The organism is Pseudomonas sp. 13B_2.1_Bac1 (assembly GCF_025466155.1).
GTDB lineage: Bacteria > Pseudomonadota > Gammaproteobacteria > Pseudomonadales > Pseudomonadaceae > Aquipseudomonas > Aquipseudomonas aylmerensis.
This window is the reverse complement of record NZ_JANLOH010000054.1, coordinates 32,446-51,390: the sequence shown is the minus strand read 5'-3', so window position 1 is coordinate 51,390 and position 18,945 is coordinate 32,446. Positions and strand designations below refer to the sequence as shown.

Annotated in this window: 16 protein-coding genes, 1 tRNA gene and 4 pseudogenes; 15 read left to right on the top strand and 6 right to left on the bottom strand. The window is 56.8% G+C overall.

The features are described from left to right. Positions 1-233: 233 nt before the first annotated feature. The 3 genes from NTD80_RS13845 to NTD80_RS13835 form a co-directional block, all read right to left on the bottom strand. Positions 234-1,508: an MFS transporter gene (locus NTD80_RS13845; RefSeq protein WP_262134043.1), complete on the bottom strand. Its 1,275-nt coding sequence runs from the start codon at positions 1,506-1,508 to the stop codon at positions 234-236. Positions 1,509-1,563: 55 nt separating this feature from the next. Further along, positions 1,564-2,718, bottom strand: a complete 1,155-nt coding sequence (locus NTD80_RS13840; RefSeq protein WP_065904329.1) for an acyl-CoA dehydrogenase family protein — start codon at positions 2,716-2,718, stop codon at positions 1,564-1,566. A 69-nt stretch (positions 2,719-2,787) separates the two neighbouring features. After that, positions 2,788-3,657, bottom strand: a complete 870-nt coding sequence (locus tag NTD80_RS13835) for an IclR family transcriptional regulator (RefSeq protein WP_065904331.1) — start codon at positions 3,655-3,657, stop codon at positions 2,788-2,790. A gap of 250 nt (positions 3,658-3,907) precedes the next feature. Here NTD80_RS13835 and NTD80_RS13830 point away from each other — a divergent pair, with 250 nt between their 5' ends. Genes NTD80_RS13830 through NTD80_RS13820 form a run of 3 tightly spaced genes read left to right on the top strand, consistent with a single transcriptional unit; the run spans position 3,908 to position 7,484 of the window. Then, the gene (locus NTD80_RS13830) at positions 3,908-4,693 is read left to right on the top strand and encodes an enoyl-CoA hydratase (RefSeq protein ID WP_106803087.1); all 786 of its coding nucleotides are present in this window, start codon (positions 3,908-3,910) and stop codon (positions 4,691-4,693) included. Between the two features lie 2 nt (positions 4,694-4,695). Continuing rightward, a complete protein-coding gene (locus tag NTD80_RS13825; protein ID WP_262134042.1) occupies positions 4,696-6,225 on the top strand; it encodes a 3-hydroxyacyl-CoA dehydrogenase in 1,530 nt (509 codons plus the stop codon). A 26-nt stretch (positions 6,226-6,251) separates the two neighbouring features. Next, on the top strand, positions 6,252-7,484 hold the full coding sequence (locus NTD80_RS13820; protein WP_201145602.1) for a CaiB/BaiF CoA transferase family protein: 1,233 nt from the start codon (positions 6,252-6,254) through the stop codon (positions 7,482-7,484). Here NTD80_RS13820 and lldD read toward each other — a convergent pair. Then, positions 7,481-8,611, bottom strand: a complete 1,131-nt coding sequence (gene lldD, locus NTD80_RS13815) for an FMN-dependent L-lactate dehydrogenase LldD (RefSeq protein ID WP_065904338.1) — start codon at positions 8,609-8,611, stop codon at positions 7,481-7,483. The genes NTD80_RS13820 and lldD overlap by 4 nt on opposite strands. A 101-nt stretch (positions 8,612-8,712) precedes the next feature. Between lldD and NTD80_RS13810 the strand changes: the two genes are divergently transcribed. From NTD80_RS13810 to NTD80_RS13760, 11 genes and pseudogenes are all read left to right on the top strand, one after another. After that, positions 8,713-9,609, top strand: a complete 897-nt coding sequence (locus tag NTD80_RS13810; protein WP_262134041.1) for a LysR family transcriptional regulator — start codon at positions 8,713-8,715, stop codon at positions 9,607-9,609. Positions 9,610-9,669: 60 nt separating this feature from the next. Beyond that, positions 9,670-9,745, top strand: a tRNA-Asn gene (locus NTD80_RS13805). Positions 9,746-9,867: 122 nt separating this feature from the next. Continuing rightward, positions 9,868-10,083 (top strand): annotated as a pseudogene (locus NTD80_RS13800) (ParA family protein); the annotation flags it as partial. A 459-nt stretch (positions 10,084-10,542) separates the two neighbouring features. Beyond that, positions 10,543-12,174, top strand: coding sequence for a hypothetical protein (locus NTD80_RS13795; protein ID WP_262134040.1), 1,632 nt, complete (start codon positions 10,543-10,545; stop codon positions 12,172-12,174). 744 nt (positions 12,175-12,918) lie between these two features. Next, positions 12,919-13,095, top strand: a pseudogene (locus NTD80_RS13790) (ShlB/FhaC/HecB family hemolysin secretion/activation protein); the annotation flags it as partial. 294 nt (positions 13,096-13,389) lie between these two features. Continuing rightward, positions 13,390-13,614, top strand: coding sequence for a hypothetical protein (locus NTD80_RS13785; protein WP_262134039.1), 225 nt, complete (start codon positions 13,390-13,392; stop codon positions 13,612-13,614). 90 nt (positions 13,615-13,704) lie between these two features. Beyond that, the gene (locus NTD80_RS13780) at positions 13,705-13,944 is read left to right on the top strand and encodes a hypothetical protein (protein ID WP_262134038.1); all 240 of its coding nucleotides are present in this window, start codon (positions 13,705-13,707) and stop codon (positions 13,942-13,944) included. A 15-nt stretch (positions 13,945-13,959) separates the two neighbouring features. Then, positions 13,960-14,208 carry a hypothetical protein gene (locus tag NTD80_RS13775; protein WP_262134037.1) on the top strand — a complete coding sequence of 83 codons (249 nt, stop codon included), beginning with the start codon at positions 13,960-13,962 and terminating at the stop codon, positions 14,206-14,208. Positions 14,209-14,247: 39 nt separating this feature from the next. Next, positions 14,248-15,792 carry a DUF637 domain-containing protein gene (locus NTD80_RS13770; protein WP_262134036.1) on the top strand — a complete coding sequence of 515 codons (1,545 nt, stop codon included), beginning with the start codon at positions 14,248-14,250 and terminating at the stop codon, positions 15,790-15,792. 2 nt (positions 15,793-15,794) lie between these two features. Then, complete coding sequence (locus tag NTD80_RS13765) at positions 15,795-16,205, top strand: hypothetical protein (protein WP_262134035.1); 411 nt, start codon at positions 15,795-15,797, stop codon at positions 16,203-16,205. A 50-nt stretch (positions 16,206-16,255) separates the two neighbouring features. Continuing rightward, complete coding sequence (locus tag NTD80_RS13760) at positions 16,256-16,864, top strand: hypothetical protein (RefSeq protein ID WP_262134034.1); 609 nt, start codon at positions 16,256-16,258, stop codon at positions 16,862-16,864. Between the two features lie 269 nt (positions 16,865-17,133). On the opposite strand, the pseudogene NTD80_RS13755 reads toward NTD80_RS13760, so the two are convergent. Continuing rightward, a pseudogene (locus tag NTD80_RS13755) lies at positions 17,134-17,319 on the bottom strand (IS3 family transposase); the annotation flags it as partial. A 400-nt stretch (positions 17,320-17,719) separates the two neighbouring features. Then, positions 17,720-17,803: pseudogene (locus NTD80_RS31355) on the bottom strand (RAQPRD family integrative conjugative element protein); the annotation flags it as partial. 430 nt (positions 17,804-18,233) lie between these two features. Between NTD80_RS31355 and NTD80_RS13750 the strand changes: the two are divergent. Further along, positions 18,234-18,833: a histidine phosphatase family protein gene (locus tag NTD80_RS13750; RefSeq protein WP_262134033.1), complete on the top strand. Its 600-nt coding sequence runs from the start codon at positions 18,234-18,236 to the stop codon at positions 18,831-18,833. Positions 18,834-18,945 lie beyond the last annotated feature (112 nt).

Here is an 18,945-nt window from a genome sequence, read left to right as displayed (position 1 = left end):
TGGGAATAGTTTAAACCGCTTTACAGTGGGTTATAACCCCTGGGCACTGCCGCACGTCTTGTCATCGCGTAACCTGCTTGAAGGAGGTTAGAGCCAGATCCATGCCAATTGGTTTTAACTAAATTAAAACCCTTACAAATCAATCGCCTTCTTTTCAGGTTAAACCGACAAGCAAAGACTGACGCCAGTTATTTGGCAAACAAGGGCCGGCGCTGCCGCCGGCCCGCTCCGCTTTACTGTTTTTGTGGATCGAACTGTTTATCGCGGATAAACAGCGCCGGGATCACCCCGCAGATAAAGTACGCGCCGCCCATCACCAGAAAGCCCATGCCGATGGAGCCGTGGGATGCCAGGAAACCAATGGCAGCTGGTGCCACGGCGGCACCGATGCGACCGATGTTGTAGGCCCCACCCACTGCCGAACCGCGAAACTTGGCTTCGAAGCTTTCAGTCATGTAGGTGGCGTTGACGCCATAGGGAATCCCGTACAGGAAGCCGAACACCACCAGCATCCACAAGATGTTCTCGGGGCTTTGGAACAGTACGATCACCGGCAGGAAGATCGCGGTGCCCAGCGCACCCACGGCAAACACCGTACGCCGACCCAGGCGGTCCGCCGCCAGGCCGGCGAGGATCTTGCCGAAGATCATCGCTGCGTAGGTGCCGACCATGTAGCTGGTCATCGACTTGAAGTTCATCCCCAGCTCGCTTTCCAGGTACGACGGCATCCAGTTGTTCACGCCGTAGTAGCCGAACTGCAGGAAGCCTGCGGTGAGGGCCCAGAGCAGGAACATGCGGCTGGCTTTTGGATCGCTGAAAATCAGTTTGAACATGCCGTCGGGCTTGCTCTTCTGCGCGAGCCGGGTGCCATCGGCTTTCTGCCGCGCGCGTTCGGCGCGGGCCGTCAGCCAGGCCTGGGGTTCCGGAACCAGGCGTTGCATCAGGACCGCGAGGATCACCGGGATGATCGCCACGTAGAACAGCCAGCGCCAGCCGTGTTCAGGCAGGATCCAGCCGGCCAGCAAGGTGGCGACGATATACCCCACCGACCAGCCCGCCTGCAGCGTGCCGAGGACGGTGGTGCGATAGCGCGTCGGCACGTATTCGGCCATCAGGGTGTTGCACGCCACGTACAGCGCGCCCAGGCCGAGGGAGGCGAAAAACCGCGTGCTCGCAAACTGCCAATAGCTGTGGGTCATGCCCAGGATGGCGGTGCCGACAGAGAACAGCACGATGCTCCACACCACGGTTTTCACCCGGCCAAAACGGTCACAGGCCCAGCCGCCGTAGATCCCGCCGATGGCCATGCCGGCCAGGGTGAAACTGCCCAGGCTGCCGGCTTCGACGCTGCTCAGGCCGAACTCGGCTTTGAGGCTGCTGAGGCTGTAGGACAGCAGCATCAGGTCGGCGCCATCGATCAGCAGGCCGAGGAAGCAAAAGATGAATACGATGATCCACAGGTGGTTTTTGGCAGGCGACAACGCGCCCGCCGATGCGGCGACTTCCATAGCGATACCTTGTTTGTAGTTGTTAGGGCATTGGGTATGGGTATTGCGGTAAGTCCTAGCGCTGCGCCGCGCGAATCATGTTGCGGGCGATCACCAGTTGCTGGATTTGCGTGGTGCCTTCATACAGGCGGAACAGGCGCACATCCCGGTAAAACCGTTCGATGGCGTACTCGCTGATATAGCCGGCACCCCCATGAATCTGCACACAACGGTCGGCTACCCGCCCGCACATTTCCGTGGCGAACATCTTCGAGCACGAGGCTTCGGTACCGATGTCCTGGCCTTCGTCGCGTCTGCGCGCGGCGTCGAGCACCATGCAACGGGCGGCGTAGATCTCGGCCTTGCTGTCGGCGAGCATGGCCTGGATCAGTTGGAATTCAGCAATCGGCTGGCCGAATTGCTTGCGTTCGATGGCGTAGTTGAGCGCGTCGTTGAGCATGCGCTCTGCCGCTCCCACGCTGACGGCCGCGATGTGCAGGCGCCCCTTGTCGAGGACCTTCATCGCGGTCTTGAAGCCCACGCCTTCGACGCCGCCGATCAATTGGCTGGCCGGTACGCGCACGTTGTCGAAGATCACATCGCTGGTGTGCGCACCTTGCTGGCCCATCTTGTGGTCGCGCTTGCCCAGCGACAGCCCCGGTGTTTCGCGTTCGACGATAAACGCGCTGATACCGCCCGAGCCGCGAATCGCCGTGTCAGTGCGGGCCATCACCGTGAAAATCCCGGCGTGGGGCGCGTTGGTGATAAAGCGCTTGGTGCCGTTGATTACATAGTGATCGCCGTCGCGCACCGCGGTGGTTTTCAGCGAGGCGGCATCCGAGCCCGAGTCCGGTTCGGTGAGACAGAACGAACTGAGCAGCTCGCCGCTGGCCAGCAACGGCAGGTAATGCGCCTTCTGCGCTTCGGTGCCATCGAGCAGGATGCCGATGGAGCCGATACCGTTGTTGGTGCCGAAGTAGGAGCGGAAGGCGGGGGAGGTGCGCCCCAGCTCAAAGGCGATGGTCACCTCTTCTTCCATGGTCAGCCCCAGGCCGCCGTAGGCTTCGGGAATGGTCAGGCCGAACAGGCCCATTTCCTGGAATTGGCTGACGATGTCCGCCGGGATTTCATCGGTCTCGGCGACTTCGTTTTCCCGTGGGATCAGCGCTTCGTTGACGAACTGCGCAATGGCATCCACCAGGATGTGAAGTGTTTGCGGGTCTCGGATCATGTGCATTCCTCAGCGGCCCGTTCAGCGGGCCTGTTATCGTCAATCTGCCGAGGCCGCACACCGATCCTGCTAGCGGGTGGCGGCCACGATATTGTTCACCATGTGCTTGAGACGCGGTCCGATGTCGTCTTCGAGTTTCTCCCGGGAAAGGTGAAAGCTCGGTCCGCCACAGTTGAACGCCAGCAAGCCATGTTGTGGGTGCAGCAGCGGTACGGCGATGGCGTTTACATCGCGGTGCCACTCTCCGATCGACATGCAATAGCCGAAGTCGGTGTAGTCCCTGAACGCGCGTTCCAGCCCCTTGCGCAGTGTCGGCCAGTCCTCCAGATGACGCTGGCGGATATGGTCGAGCATGAACTCGCGCTCGTTTTCCGGCATCGCCGCCAGGCAGGCGCGGCCTGCCGAACTCAAGTGCAACGGCAGGCGCGTACCGACCTGGCGGCGCATCGTCATGTTCGCTTCGCCCTGGACCACGTCCAGGTAGACCATGTCCAGGCGGTCCCGGGTAGCCATGGCAACGGCCGCCTGGGCGTACTTGGCCATCGTCTCCATCAACGGGTGGGCCACGGCCCGGATCGACAGGTTCGACAGCATCGCGTAACCGAAGGCCATCACGCCCACATCCAACTGGTACCGGCCTGACTGCGGCAGGTGCTTGAGGTAACCCAAGCGAGTCAGCGTGTGGGTCATGCGGGTGATCGTCGGTTTCGGCAGCCCGGTCTTGCGCGCCAGTTCCTGGTTGCCCAGCACACTCTCGCTGGGCGTGAAGCAGCGCAGCAGTTCCAGGCCACGGGCCAGCGCAGTGACGAACTGGCGGTCCTTGTCTTCCTCCTCATCGTTGTTCATCGGATCAATCAACACATGCTCGAAAGCGTGGTTGCCAGCCGGGACTTCTGAGCTATCCGGGTCCGCGTTTTGACGGCGCATGTTAAGCCTCATTTTTTTATAAAATCAACAAAACAAAATTCTATTCCGCACAGCGAAACAAAGCAAGATATTGAGGTTTTCCGATGCTTGCTGATAACACCTGTTGAAACAGCGGGTTAGCGGCTATTTTCAAATGGATTTGGGTTTTTGCGTTTACACCTGCAGGGTCGATACTTATGATCATGGCTAAATACGGAATGTTATTTCGCACAGCGAAACAAGTGGCAGGCCGACTAACAAGAACGTTGCAGCAGGAGTGAATGTGACCAGCGCAGACCAACCCGTGGTAACCCTCGACGTCCACGACAACGGCGTGGCCGTGGTCCGTATTCATCGCCCCGAGGTCAAGAACGCCCTGAATGCCCAGGTGCGTGAAGCCCTTGCCGAGCATTTTCGGGCACTCGCCAAACGCCGCGAGGTGCGTGCGATTGTGCTGACCGGTGGCGCGCAGTTTTTTGTCGCCGGAGCCGATATCAAAGAGTTCGCCAGCGCAGGCGCAATCGATATGTATCGACGCCATACCGAGTACCTGTGGGAAGCCATCAGCCGTTGCCCCAAGCCGGTGATTGCCGCGGTCAACGGGTTTGCCCTGGGTGGCGGTTGCGAGTTGGCGATGCATTGCGACCTGATCGTCGCCGGCGAATCGGCGCGGTTTGCCCAGCCGGAGGTCAAGCTGGGCTTGATGCCGGGGGCGGGCGGCACCCAGCGGTTGATCCGCGCAGTGGGTAAGTTCCAGGCGATGCGCATCGCGCTCACCGGGTGCATGGTCGGCGCACGAGAAGCCTTGGCGATGGGCATGCTCAGCGAAGTCGTCAGCGACGACCAGACCCTGCCTCGGGCGCTGGAGCTGGCGGCGCAGATTGCCGCACTGCCGCCCCTGGCAGTCGAGCAGATCAAGGAAGTGATGCTGGCCGGTGCCGACCTGCCGCTGGAAAGTGCGCTGGTACTGGAGCGCAAGGCCTTCCAGTTGTTGTTCGATTCAAAGGACCAGAAGGAGGGCGCTGCGGCGTTCTTCGAGAAACGCACGCCTGAATACCGAGGGGAATAAGCATGACCGACACCCTTAATACGTTGGGCCTGGTGGGCACCGGTGTGATGGGCGCGGGCATTGCGCAGATCGCCGCTCAAGCCGGTGTGGCGGTGCGCCTGTTCGATGCCCGCTACGGCGCTGCGCAAGCGGCCCGCGACAACCTCGGCGCCACGTTTGCCAAGTTGGTGGGCAAGGGCAAGATCAGCCAGGCGGCGATGGACGCGGCATGGGCCAACGTGCAGGTGGTTGAGCTTATCGATGAGCTGCAGCATTGCGATCTGGTGGTCGAAGCCATCGTCGAAAATCTCGACGCCAAGCGCGGCCTGCTGCAACAGCTGGAAGGCATTGTCAGCCCGCATTGCATCCTCGCCACCAACACGTCCTCGCTGTCCGTGACCGCCATCGCCACCGGCTGCCGCTACCCGGAACGCGTGGCGGGCCTGCACTTTTTCAACCCGGTGCCTTTGATGCGCGTCGTGGAAGTCATCGACGGGCTGGCCACGGCGCCGCACGTCGCCACCGCGCTGCTCGCATTGGTTGCACGCATGGGCCATCGCGGCGTGCGCGCCAAGGACACCCCGGGCTTCATCGTCAACCACGCCGGGCGCGCCTATGGCACTGAAGCCCTGAAGATGCTCGACGAGGGCATCGCTGCGCGGGGCGATATCGACCGCATCCTGCGTGACGGCGCCGGCTTCCGCATGGGGCCGCTGGAACTGCTCGACCTCACCGGCCTGGACGTGTCACACCCGGTGATGGAATCGATCTACACCCAGTTCTACCAGGAGCCGCGCTACCGGCCGTCACCGCTGACCCGGCAGATGCTGGTGGGCGGGCGCCTCGGGCGCAAGACCGGGCAGGGGTTCTACCGCTATGAAAACGGTCAGTTGGTGGACGCCCCGCAGCCTCAGCCCGTACCGACGGTGCGGCAACAGCCACCGGTGTGGATCGCCACTGAAAACAGTGAAGACCATGCGCGCCTCAGTGCCTTGTTGATCGACCTCGGCGCTCAGCTGGAAAGCACGCCACAACCGTCGCCGGAAGCGCTGTGCCTGCTGGCACCTTATGGGCGGGACGCGACCAGCGCGTCGGTGCACTTCGACACCGACCCGGCGCGCACCGTGTGCATCGATGTGCTGACGGACCTGTCGCGCCAGCGCACCCTGATGCAAAACCCCCTGACCTCTGCCGCCATGCGTGATGCTGCGCATGCCTTGCTCGCGGCGGATGGGGTCGGGGTGACCGTGATCGGTGACAGTGTCGGTTTTGTCGCCCAGCGCACCCTGGCGATGGTGGTCAACCTCGGCTGCGACATCGCGCAGCAACGGATCGCCACCCCCGCCGATATCGACCAGGCGGTGCAATTGGGCCTGGGCTATCCCAACGGCCCGCTGGCCTGGGGCGATGCACTTGGCCCGCAGAGAATACTGACAATTTTGCAGCGCATGAGCGAGCTCACCCATGACCCGCGCTACCGCCCCAGTCCCTGGTTGCGGCGGCGGGCGTTGCTGGGGATTTCCCTGCGCCATGAAGAGCCGGCAGTCGGCTGATTTCCCAACCTCACAGGATAAGAACAATGGGTGCATTGACAGGTTTGCGGGTACTGGATTTAAGCCGTGTGTTGGCCGGCCCGTGGTGTGGGCAAGTGCTGGCGGACCTCGGCGCGGAAGTGATCAAGATCGAACGGCCGCAAAGCGGTGACGACACACGCGGCTGGGGCCCGCCGTGGATGAAGACCGACACCGGCGAGTCGTCCGGGCAGGCGTCTTATTACCAGTCCACCAACCGCGGCAAATTGTCGGTGGCCATCGATCTGGCCAGTGCGGAAGGGCAGGAGTTGGTACGGGCACTGGCGGCGAGTTCCGATGTGTTGATCGAGAACTACAAGGCAGGTTCCCTGGCCCGCTACGGCCTGGATTACGCGACCCTGGCCGAGATCAATCCACGTCTGGTGTACTGCTCCATCACCGGTTTTGGCCAGACCGGCCCGCGTGCCGAAGAACCGGGCTACGACTTCATCATCCAGGGCATCGGTGGCCTGATGAGCATCACCGGCGAGCGCGACGATCTGCCGGGTGGCGGTCCGCAAAAAGTCGGCGTGGCCTTTTCCGACCTGATGACCGGCCTGTATTCCACGGTGGCGATCCAGGCCGCGCTGCTCAGCCGCGAGCGCACAGGCGTCGGCCAGCATATCGACATGGCCTTGCTTGACGTGCAGGTCGCGACCTTGGCCAACCAGAGCATGAACTACCTGGCCTCGGGCAAGGTGCCGCAGCGCTATGGCAACGCCCACGCCAATATCGTGCCTTACCAGGTGTTCCGGGCGGCCGACCGCGACTTCATCATTGCCTGTGGCAATGACAGTCAGTTCGTCGCGTTGTGCCAGAGCATCGGCTTGCCGCACCTGCCGGATGACCCGCGCTTTCGCCGCAATGCCGACCGCGTGGCCCACCGCGCCGAGATCGTCGAGTTGCTCTCGGCGCACTTTCTCGGGCGTACGGCCGATGAGTGGGTGGCGTGCATTCACGCCTCGAAGGTGCCGGTGGGGGCGATCAACTCCATCGCGCAATCGCTGGAAGAGCCCCAAGTGATCGCGCGCAACCTGATGGTGAAAATCCCCCACCCGCAGAATCCCGATTTCGCCATGGTCGGCAGCCCGATCAAGATGTCCGGGACGCCGGTGGAATATGTGCGGCCGGCGCCGATGCTGGGGCAACACACCGACGATATCCTCGGGCAGCGGCTGGGCCTGTCGGCTGAGCAACTGGCGCACCTCAAGGCGCGCGGTATCGTCGAGCAGCAGGGCTAGACCAGGGTGGTGCGGTCGATCTGGTCGATCGAGGTGACGCCGGTCAGGGTCATGGCCACGCGCATTTCCTTGGCGAAGATATCCAGCAGGTTCTCCACCCCGTGCTGGCCATCGGCGGCCAGTGCATAGGCAGTCGCGCGGCCCAGCAGGCACGCCTTGGCGCCGAGGGCGAGCATGCGCACCACGTCCAATCCGGAACGGATGCCGGAGTCGACCAGCACCGTGAGGTCATCGCCGACCGCATCGGCAATCGGCGGCAGCGCCTTGGCGGTGGACAGCACGCCGTCGAGCTGGCGGCCACCATGGTTGGAGACCACGATGCCATCGGCGCCAAAACTCACGGCGTCCTTGGCGTCCTGCGGGTCGAGGATGCCCTTGATGATCATCGGGCCCTTCCAGAACTCGCGGATCCACTCCAGGTCTTTCCAGCTGATCGACGGGTCGAAGTTGTTGGCCAGCCAGCCAATATAGTCTTCCAGGTGCGTCGGTTTGCCGAGGTATCTGGAGATATTGCCGAGGTCGTGCGGACGTCCCATCAGGCCCACATCGAAGGCCCATTGTGGCTTGGTGACGGCCTGCAGCATGCGCCGCTGTGCCGCGAACGGACCCGACATGCCCGAATGCGCATCGCGATAGCGCGCGCCAGGTGTGGGCATGTCGACCGTGAACACCAGCGTGGTGACCCCGGCCGCCTGAGCGCGCTCCAGCGCATTGCGCATGAAACCACGGTCCTTGAGCACATACAGCTGGAACCAGATCGACTGCGGGCTCTGCGACGCCACTTCTTCAATCGAACACACCGACACCGTCGACAGGCAGAAGGGAATGCCCTGCTTGGCCGCCGCCTTAGCCGCCTGCACTTCACCGCGTCGCGCGTACATGCCGGTCAGGCCGACGGGGCTGAGGATCACCGGCATCGCCAGTTCCTGGCCGAAAACGCTGGTTTTCAGGCTCAGGTTGTCGACATTGCGCAGGACGCGCTGGCGCAGGCTGATCTCGGCCAGGTCCGAACTGTTCGCGCGCATCGTGTGCTCGGCGTAGGCGCCGCCGTCGATGTAGTCGAACAGAAAGCGCGGCAGCTTGCGTTTGGCAGCGGCGCGGTAATCGGAAGCGGACGAGATGATCATCAACAGTGTCTCCACAAGGCAAGGTGGCTTGAGGATAAGGAAATTTATGGCATGATAAAAACAACTTTTATCACTGGCATCCAGTCGCAAAGGGAATACCGATGAACCTCAGAACACTGCGCGCCTTTGTCGAAGTGGTCCGCCAGGGCGGTTTCTCCCAGGCGGCCGAGGTGGTCTCCCTGACCCAGTCCACCGTGAGCAAGGCGGTCAAGACCCTGGAGGACGAGTTGGGCACGCCGCTGCTCAACCGCCTGGGCCACCGCAACGAACTCACCGCCGCCGGCGAAATCGCCTATCGCCGGGCCCTGGTGCTGCTCGCAGAACGCAACGACCTGGTGGCCGAGATCAACGATTTGCGCGGCCTCAAGCGCGGCGTACTGCGCATCGGCCTGCCACCGGTGGGCTGTGGCGTGTTGTTCGCGACCATGTTCGCCACCTACCGCAGCCGCTACCCGGACATCGACATCGAACTCACCGAATACGGCAGCAAACGCCTGCGCGAATGCCTGGAAGCGGGGGAGGTCGACCTCGCCGCCTTGCTGCTGCCGGTGGATGAAGCGTTCGACTACCAGCCCGTGCGCAATGAACCGCTGATGGCGGTGTTGCCCATCAGCCACCCGCTGGCGCGGCGCTCACGCATCGACTTCACCGACCTCGCCGATTCACCGTTCATCCTCTTCGAAGCCGGCTTCGCCCTCAACGCCAAGATTCTCGCCGCCTGCGAGCGCAAAGGCGTCACGCCGCGTGTCACCGCACGCAGCGGACAGATCGACTTCATCGTCGACCTGGTCGACGCCGGCCTCGGCGTCGCCTTCCTGCCGCGCATGCTGGCGCACAAACACCAACACCCCGGCATCGCCCTGATCCCCCTGGACGAACCCCACACCGACTGGCACATCGCCCTGGCCTGGCGCACCAACGCCCACCTGCCACCGGCAGCCCTGGCCTGGCTGGAACTGGCGAAGGAGCACAGGCTCGCAACCGGTCATCCGGTTTAATCACTTGAAATGCCAGAGAAAGCTTGACTTCTCCTTTTCAATCAGTAACATACGGCGCATTCCGCGATAGCTCAGTTGGTAGAGCAAATGACTGTTAATCATTGGGTCCCTGGTTCGAGTCCAGGTCGTGGAGCCAGACATTGAGAAAAGCCTGCAGAGATGCAGGCTTTTTTCGTTCAGGGCGTTTCTCCTGACAATCAGCCTATAGCTTGACCTTTATGAAGCTGTCTCTAATCCTTCGATTCAGAGGCAAGCAGTATGAAAATCGCAGCAATCGTTTCAACCAAGGGCGGACCGGGGAAAACCACGGTAGGCGCCAATCTAGGCGCGTTCTGCGCCGATGCAGGTCTTCGAACCCTACTCATTGATCTTGATAACCAGCCATCGCTGTCGTCGTTCTACGCGCTATCGCATGAAGCGCTAGGCGGCACCTATCAACTAATCGCGAATAATGAGACCCGGGGCGATTCAATTTTCCAGAAATTGATTCATCTCTGATTCAGTGTGCCGCGCTTTATGGGTGTGATGACTATGCCGCTCAGACAGACCTAATTGTTCGACTGCTAGCGCTGAAAAAAAATGTACGGGGGGCGCCTTGACGTTCTGTAAGTTCCCAAACGTATAAAAAGGACGTCGCCAGTTTCGACGTGGAGTGATGAGGGGGCACTGAGTAATCTGCAGGCGTCACCCAAGGAGCGCGCTCAATCACGCTGCGCCTCCATTACTCAGGAGTAACACCATGTCGAACAAACCGTCGAATCAGCAACCATCCAACCACCAGCGCGTTCAGAACAATCACCGTTCTGACTCGTTAAACACGAACCGAGGTACCAATGGTTCGAACACCACCAACTCCCTTGTGCACGCAAACCGAGGTAAGCAAATGAACCCTAATCAGCAGTAAGCCACACGGGCACTTCGGGGAAACACATCATGGAAAGAGTGTACACATCACCCACTCTAGGCGACGTGGTTAAGTATGCGGTTGCGGCGTCTGGCGTGATGCCCCGAAAGGCCCATGATCGTCTCGACGAAACCGAGTTCGATCAGAGCATGGCGAAGACTTACCAAAAGCGAATGCAGCGCCTGGCGAAGGAGGACTGCCATTTGCAGAGCACATTTGAGGATATCGCGAAGCTCCTTACAAGCACGCTAGGGCGGTATGTCCGATGTGGGTTCCGAGCGGAGCAAATCCGCGAATTACTCAATGACCTGCACGAGTCGTACGTGTCCCTGATTAAACAGATGGGTACGTACATGACCAAGGCCGACACCACACGCTATTTTCTAACGAGCTATGCCATTGAAATAGCGGTGCGCTCTGCGGCTCGTACCTGGATCGTGATGCAAGGGTATATCTATGCCGTTCCTCAGCCTCTGGAGCCGTGTTGGTACCTGCCCTCAAACGTTGATGGGGATATGACAACACCCCTTGCTAAGGTAATGGCTTGGGCCTATGCGGCATGTGGCTGTCGCCTTTCCACGTTCCATGATCCCGCAGGGACGCAGGACGAAATAGGTCGATATGAGCGCAACGAGAGGGCTGCCCGGAACTGGAAAGCGGGCAAGCATTTACCTTCCCTTCCTGCGCTGGTGAAAAACTTGGAGGACTCTTTCAATGCGCAAGCATTGATTGGAAATCCAGTTGAGCAACGGCTCCAAGACGGTATTGTTACCTGCGCTGTAATTGCACGAATCACCACTTTCATTACGCAGGATGTTCAAAAGGTCTTTGGCAGGGAGTTTCTGAAGGAGACCTTGAGCCAGACACGGCTTTACGCTGGATGGATGGCGGTAGAGATCAAGGAATACCTTGCCAATCTAGATCAACACCTTATTGAACATGCTTCAGAAATTGAGCCATCCGACGAGAGTGGGAAAAAGTTTGGACTAGAGAGCCAGGCTTCAATCCGCATGAAGAAGAGAGTCAGTCTAGGTATCAAAATGGCACCTCACTTTTGGGGGGGCTTTGAAGCTAAATGCCAGACTGCAAGCGACCTTATGATGGAACACACAGACCATGATGGGCATGTGCCCGATAACGTTACTTTGTGGTTGGAGAAGCGCTACGGCGCCTATGCAGCGCGGATCCGCGCAGACGTTATTTCTCGCTGGAGATTAGACAAGCCCGCTGATCTTGACACGTATGTGCAGCGAGGCATGGTGATGAGGAACCTCCAAAATTTAACCTTGGAGGACGTAAATTCTTTCCACGAAGAGTTGAGCTGCGCCTCCGTAGCAGGGCGTTTGCCATGGCTTGTGGAATGGCTTAAGGGGATCGTTTTCTACAGGTCAGCCGATTACGCCGCTTCCTCTATTTACTACACCCAAGCATTCAAGTTGGCTAAGTATTCAGCTGGGGATCTGCAGTACCCACTGGTGAATCAATATCTGGAGGTAATGGCAAAAACCAATCGGTGGCTGGACTTCAAGCAAGGGGCGCTGTGGGCTAGCTATCTCGACTTACCTGTGAGGTGGTTACGGGATAGAGAGCCCACTGACGCAAACATTCGTAAAGCATTCAACGTCTTGGGGCTATCACAGATGCAATACACGCGGATGTGATTCGCTTGCCGCTAAGGAAGATCTGGATATTGAGGTTCTACAAGCTCATTGATAATGGCGTTCAATGTTCCAGTCGTTTTGAGGGACCAGACCTTCATGTCAGTGATGCATACACTGATAAACCGTCCACGACTCCGAGTGATGCGTCGCTCGGAGCAAAATCACATTCCGGGAATGCCTCTTTGATCGCATCGATCACGTAGGGCGCTCGGGAAATGCCCCCAATCAAGAACAGCACTGGGGAATAGTCTTGGGTTACATCCGTACCTCTCCAAGAAGCTCTTGAAATGAACGCATGAGGCGTTCTGCTCCGAGTGCTAAGTCGGCTTTCGGCATACGATCGCTACCGATTTGATGAAGCAACCCAAGAGCAACCTTCACATCTTCTAGGACCTGTTGGGGTACCGAATTATCGCCACGACCCTGAAATATGTTCATGTGGATGTTGAGCAGATGAGGCATGCACTGGAGGCAATGCGGTAGCGGGCGATTTACTGTCTGGATTGAGAACCTAGCTTGAGAAGAGCCTGCAGCCATGCAGGTTTTTTGATTGGCCTAGCGATTAGAGTGCTTGGCTATATTTACAGAGCTCGTCTCAATTTCCTCCATGTACGGCTGAGCGGCGGTCCCAATTTTCCATGTATCGTCCCGAAAACAAATTTGTACATTTAATTGACGCCACTATAACGCCACCATATGATCGCCGCTCATTGATGGCACTTGGCTATATAGTGGGATCTACACATGTGGCGTTGCAGGCGTCGGACCAGGCTCAGCCTGCTGTCCGTTTTTTTATGCCTGGGCTTAGCCGGGACGGCCCAAGGCGCAACCCCGCAGAACACGCCGGGCGTTACCGACCTGATCCGCGATCGTCAGGATCGCCTGCTCGAAGAGCAGCAGCGCCGCCTCGAAGAACTCAGGAAAACTACTTGATCCGGCCGATAAATCAGGACAACTTTCATTAGCTGGTCGAGCACTCCAAAAACACGGTAGTCGTGAAGGCAGTGCGTTTCCTAGCGTTAAAGGAAGCCCTTCTGAAATCAACGCCCAAGGTCAAAAAATAGCTGACGAGATCTTGAGCAATCCGGCGACCACCGTAACCTATAAAGACACCGGTAGATTTGGGAAGGTCATGGATGTGATTGCCCCCGATGGCCGCGGGCTTCGCTACGATTCGAATGGAAAATTTATTGGTTTGTTGGAGCCGCCGAAGCCATGAATATTTTATCTACTGTGATTACAAGCCCCCCAGATCGGGAGAATTGTGTATTCGAGATTTGGGCGGGGGCGAGTCAGTTGGCTGAGGTATCACATGAGCCAGGAAGACCAATTGAAATAGAAATATATCCCCCTGTTGAGGGAGGTAAATGGAATTTCAATCTTGATGACCTTATGACGGCTTTGCATCAGGCGACTAAGAATTTAGCTTCTCACGAATAAGTTGGCGCAAAAGCGACAGGCGAAGCTTCAGGATCGGCAAAAAACTTCTCAATTGCCGATCGTGTCTTTGGTCAGCTCAATGATCCTCGAATGGGGCGACTTGCAGGAAAGCTTGATGCCGATGTCTTACAGAAGCTTGCTAATAATCCCAGCGCTACTCGGTTCATGGACGCAAGGACAGGGCTTATCAATGTAATTCAAGAAGTTGAAGGGAAGCTGATTCGAATTACCGTGCCAAGAGACGAGATGAAGATTATTTCTGTTGGCCCAATTAGACCTAACCAAGTTAATAATTTGTTAGGAAAGGGCGATTTTGTCCCGCTACCTTGAATTTTCGGAGGGCTTGTGGCTTCAATTCATATTGAGGAAATTAAAAAAATCCTGTTTGCGCAAGGCAATAAAGATTCCTTGCCAAATCAAGATAATGGGGAGGGCTACTTTGTAGAGATTAGATTTGACAGCTCTACTCGCAAGGCATCTGGGATTCTTGATGAAGAGTATAAGGATAAAGTAATAACTCTGGATTGCCCTTACGGCACAGTAGTTATTTTGTGCGATGAAGAAGGGCAGTTAAAATCAATTGAGTTAAGTTAGCTGCACTAAATTGACATTCCCAGCACCGGCCTTGCGCCGGTGTTTTGCACCCTATTTGCACCCTTTTTTCCGCCTTCCTGCACTCATCCTGTAGCCTTCTTGTACTCAAGCTGTAACCTTTCGAGCACGTTCAAAGACATTACCAGCAAAGACGCAATGAAAGGCTACGTTGTTTCGGGCTTTATGGGAGGTATCGGCGGCTCTCTTGGCTACAACCCGACTACCTTAGGGTTTGACTGGAACAGCGTGGGTCAGGTGGTCCTAAAGACCGGCGCCGAAACAGTCGTCCAGACGGCCGTTAACGGCGGTAGCCTGGGCGATAACTTTGCAAATAATCTGCTGGGCTCAGTGATCAATATTGCTGGGGCTGTGGCCGCCAATCAGATAGGTAACACCAACCTGGTCGACGGCAGCCCTACCAAGATCGCTGCACATGCGCTGCTGGGTGGGTTGAAGTCGATGGCCATGGGCGGCGACTTCCAGACCGGTGCGTTGGCTGGCGGTGCCAATGAAGCGTTGGTGCAATACCTCGCGAAGCTGGCACTGCCAGACAACTACAACCCGAATCTGCCGGGTAATCAGCAGGCGCAAGTCAACCTGTTGGCGATGTCGCAGCTAATGGGCGTATTGGCTGCCGTGGTGACAGGAGGCGATCCGGAAATTGCGGCGAACATCGCCGCAAACGCCACGCAGTACAACTACCTGAGCCATTCGGATTTGGAGCGGGCGTCCAAGGAGCTTTTAGGCTGCGGTAACGACACAAAATGTGCAGAAGATGGTTATACGAAATACCACGACCTGAGCGCGAAGCAGACGGCTGAGGCCTTTGTCGCCTGTGCGGATGACATAAACGCCTGTGCACGCATCTCGAAACTGGTCAACGACGCGGAGATGGACTCGGCCAGATTCAAGGACATGGCCGCCAGTGCACCTCCTGCCGTTGCGAACATGCTTAATAGGCTGATTGCCGAAAATTATGGCTTTCAGAATGACTTGGCAGGCGTTACATCGGGTACAGTTACCGAGCTTTTGGCCTCCAAGTTTGGTATGTCTCCTGAGCGTGCTGCAGCGCTTGTCGTTGCAGTCAGATTGGGCGTTGCGGCGTTCAATGCGGCAAAAGGTGGTGGTGGTACTACAGTTGACAGGAGTGGGCCAACTGTTGCACCTCCCTCAAAACCTGGTTCCCCTGCGTCGCAAGCCGATGGTGACTTTGGCTACTTAAATCAACCTGGACCAAGTAAACCACCGGCCTTTTTTGATGCTCAAGCTTCAGCTAAGGGTTTTATTAATAATGGTAGGATTAACGCCGCAGACTTACAGAAATTGGTTCCGCCTGGCACGCCAGATCTATTCAAACCTTCAGCTACTATCACCGACGGTAGCAAGTTCCAGTACACATTGAATGGCCAGCGGGTCGAGATAAAGTGGCATGCTCCGGATGCGAACGCTGCCATAAATCATGTAGGTTCGAACTCGGGAGCTGGATGGACCGCGCAAATAAAAATAGGAAATAAATTGCTGGGTCAAGACGGCGTGCTTTACCGGAGGCCTTCGAATACAACGCATATACCTGTGGATTTCTAAGCATGAAAAATTTTGAATATTATGCGTCGCTGCCAGATTTCATGACCAAGGAGGAACTTGAAACGGCGTTTGCAGAGTTGTTGAATGAGTTCGAACCTGAAAAAAATGGCAGCGCGGAGCTTATAAAGTCATTGGTGCAATTGAGTGAACGACAGTGGCATACCTATAGTTTGTTAGACGATAGTCTCAGAGAGCGAATTGAACATTGCTTGTTGTCTTTATGGAATGGTCATGATCTGGAGCAGGCTGAAGAGGTTATTAGCATTATGGCGAGCTTAGGGCTTGAAGCGATCAATACTTTCCTGGCCTCTCGCTCGCCTAAAGACGTGTCACCGGAGGTGTTTAACGAGATATCACTCGCGTTATCCGAGTTTGGTGGCTCTGTGTCAGACCCGTATATTGGTATGCGCTAATTAGCGGCGACATAGTTGCGAATAATTGCCTGCCTTCCTAAGGATCATCAATGTTGAAATTCCTGATGCCCGTTATTGTTCTTTCATTTCTGACGGGCTGTACAAACCTCTTAGCTATCAATCAAGAGGCCGTCAGCTCGTCCACTACGCCTATTGCACATTCATTCGAGCAAGCCATCCAGTTGGCTAGTGCAACGCCGTTGCCGGTTGATCGTGGTCTATTTCCAAAACGCTGGGAGATCGGCGCAACTGACCCTCGACTCGAGGTTGGTCAGGCGCCCGGTAACTACCGGGTGTTCGACTTTACTCTGCGCAAAGGCCAAACCTACGTCATCAACGTCATTTCGATGTGCAATAACATGTGTTTCGGATTTTCGAAAACAATACTGAAACCGCGCGTAACGGTAGTCAATGCGCAGGGTAATCTCGTTGCAGACCACCTCGCCGGGCATAATCCGTTGGTGATCGAATGGTCCGGCGTTGCTTCAGCCGACGGCACATATTTTCTGATTGTTGCTGCGGATAATCAGGCGCCAGGCGCGACGGTATTGACCGTGAACGCCCCCGTACCTGGATATACCGGAATGGCAGTCCCGGTGGGTATGGCGAGCGCCCCGTTCGGCAAGGTCATAGCCTATGTGGAGTTTCCTGATGGCTGAGGTTTTTTAAAGTAAAAGCATCTGTGATGGTCCTTTGCCAATACCCGCTTAAGCTAGAGAACTCTACGATGCTGGGAGGGGCGGCACATCACGGCCTAGGTGGTCGGTATGTGAGGGTAGACGATAGCCTACGAATTAGGAAAATAAGTTCAGATCCACACCGCTTGCGGGACGCGGAAATTCGTCGACTTGGGACGAGCAAGCTGTAAGATCAAAGTCGGCCGCCGATATCGGCGTTTTTCAAGGTAGTTGTCGCGTCCACCGTCGTACTACGGGACCTTTATTACCACGCTCAGCTCCCTTCCAGGGTTCAGATACACCGTCCCGATAGGGTTCCAGTTGCGGGTCTCACCTGACCATCGCTCCGGTTTTTTCTTTCTGGCTTGCACGTATAGCGCATCTCGGCGAGCCAAGATTTCCCGGTCTTTCCCTTCGTGACGTTGAGCGGGTGTAATGAGGCTGCTGCTCCGGACGCTGCAAATACCTATAGTTCAGAAAGTCTTGACCGGATGAATAGAGGGCTCGCGCCTCAGCGATATAATACGGATTTTACGAGGAGGCTAAGGGTGACGGTAAGTAAGTTAATTTCCTCGACGATAATGGGGGCGGGTATTTTGGTCGTCATGTTGTCCGTAGGATGCATGTTGGCATTGTTTCCAGTCCTGTTTATTTCCGCAGCGTTTGATGTGGAATTTGATGTGTTATTTGTATGGTTGGGAATGCCATTCTCGATTTTATTTGCGGTGAGTTGGTTTTATAGGTATGCGGACTTCGCAAAATTAATCATCTTTAGGCGTTAGTGAGGTGTGCTTATGAGCAAGGCCCGAAACGCGACGAGCTGCTGTTGGCTCATGCTCATGGCTGTGAAGCGCTTGGCCGAGTGTAGTGACCGGTCAACTCGGGCGAGATACGAGGTTGAGCGCGAGATGGCGTCAGGTACTCGTGATGCCTTGGCGCATCAGGTCGATGTCAGCCGAAAAGCGAGGATAGTCGAATGTGCGGCCCCGCGTATCCCAATGATTCAATGACTAACAGTGAGGCTGTGGTTGATGACCAGTTGACTGTCGCCACAGCCCGTACCGAAATTGAGGGACGTTGTCTTCGGACAACAGCCCTGGTCTACAGGGTTTCGGCGGCAGTAGGGGGGGCGATTTTCGCACCCGCAGGCTGATGCGAAAAAATTATGATCCCCTCGGGAATTTATACCAATAGTTTTGGTAACGATCAGGTTCTGCGCTCTTACAGCGCTTATATGTTAACTGCTTCGTAAGCGTCTGGAGAATACACCTGTCCCAAAACCCCGTCTTGGTGTGTTCACTGGCGATGGAAAGGTACAATCTATCTCTTATATTTCGCTGAGACGGATTTCATGCATTTATACATCGTGCGGCATGGTGAAACCTGGGCTAATGCCGAACATCGATACCTTGGATCTCTTGATCCAGAACTTACCGCGCTGGGCCGCCAGCAAGCTCAAACGCTTTGCGAGCAATTGCCCGCAAGCCTTGATGCACTTGTCGTTTCTCCACGCCTCAGGGCGGTACAAACCGCGAGTATTCTGAACGAACACCTCAAGCTCTCGCCTGAAATAATGGACTGCTTCAGAGAGCGGGATGTCGGCGTTTTCGAGGGTTTGACCCAAGGCGATGCCAAGAAGCGCTATCCGCAACTCTGGTCGCAGAACATCACTCGACTTTGGGATGCTGGGCCGACCGATGGTGAGTCGATCTCTGACGTTGTGAAACGAGTGCGAGATGGTTTAGCTGAGCTGGAATCTAAATATTCCTCCAAAACTGTTTTGCTTGTAGCACACGGCTTCGTTGCAAAAGTAGTCAGAGCACTGGCCATAGGAGACTTTTCAGACTTCTACGAATGGCAGCTTTCAAACGGTAACATGCTGTTTTTGCAAAGCTTCAATATGCCTACACAAGATCTTGAAACTCTGAGGCGCTCTCTACCCATAGCGTGATGTGGGCTGCTGCCATTTTGCGGCAGATTCCCGCTGCGGTGAGTTTTCGTCGCGCTGCAACAGAGGGCGTAAGCGTCCTTTCAATGGTGATCTACGAGAGTGGCTGGGCAAA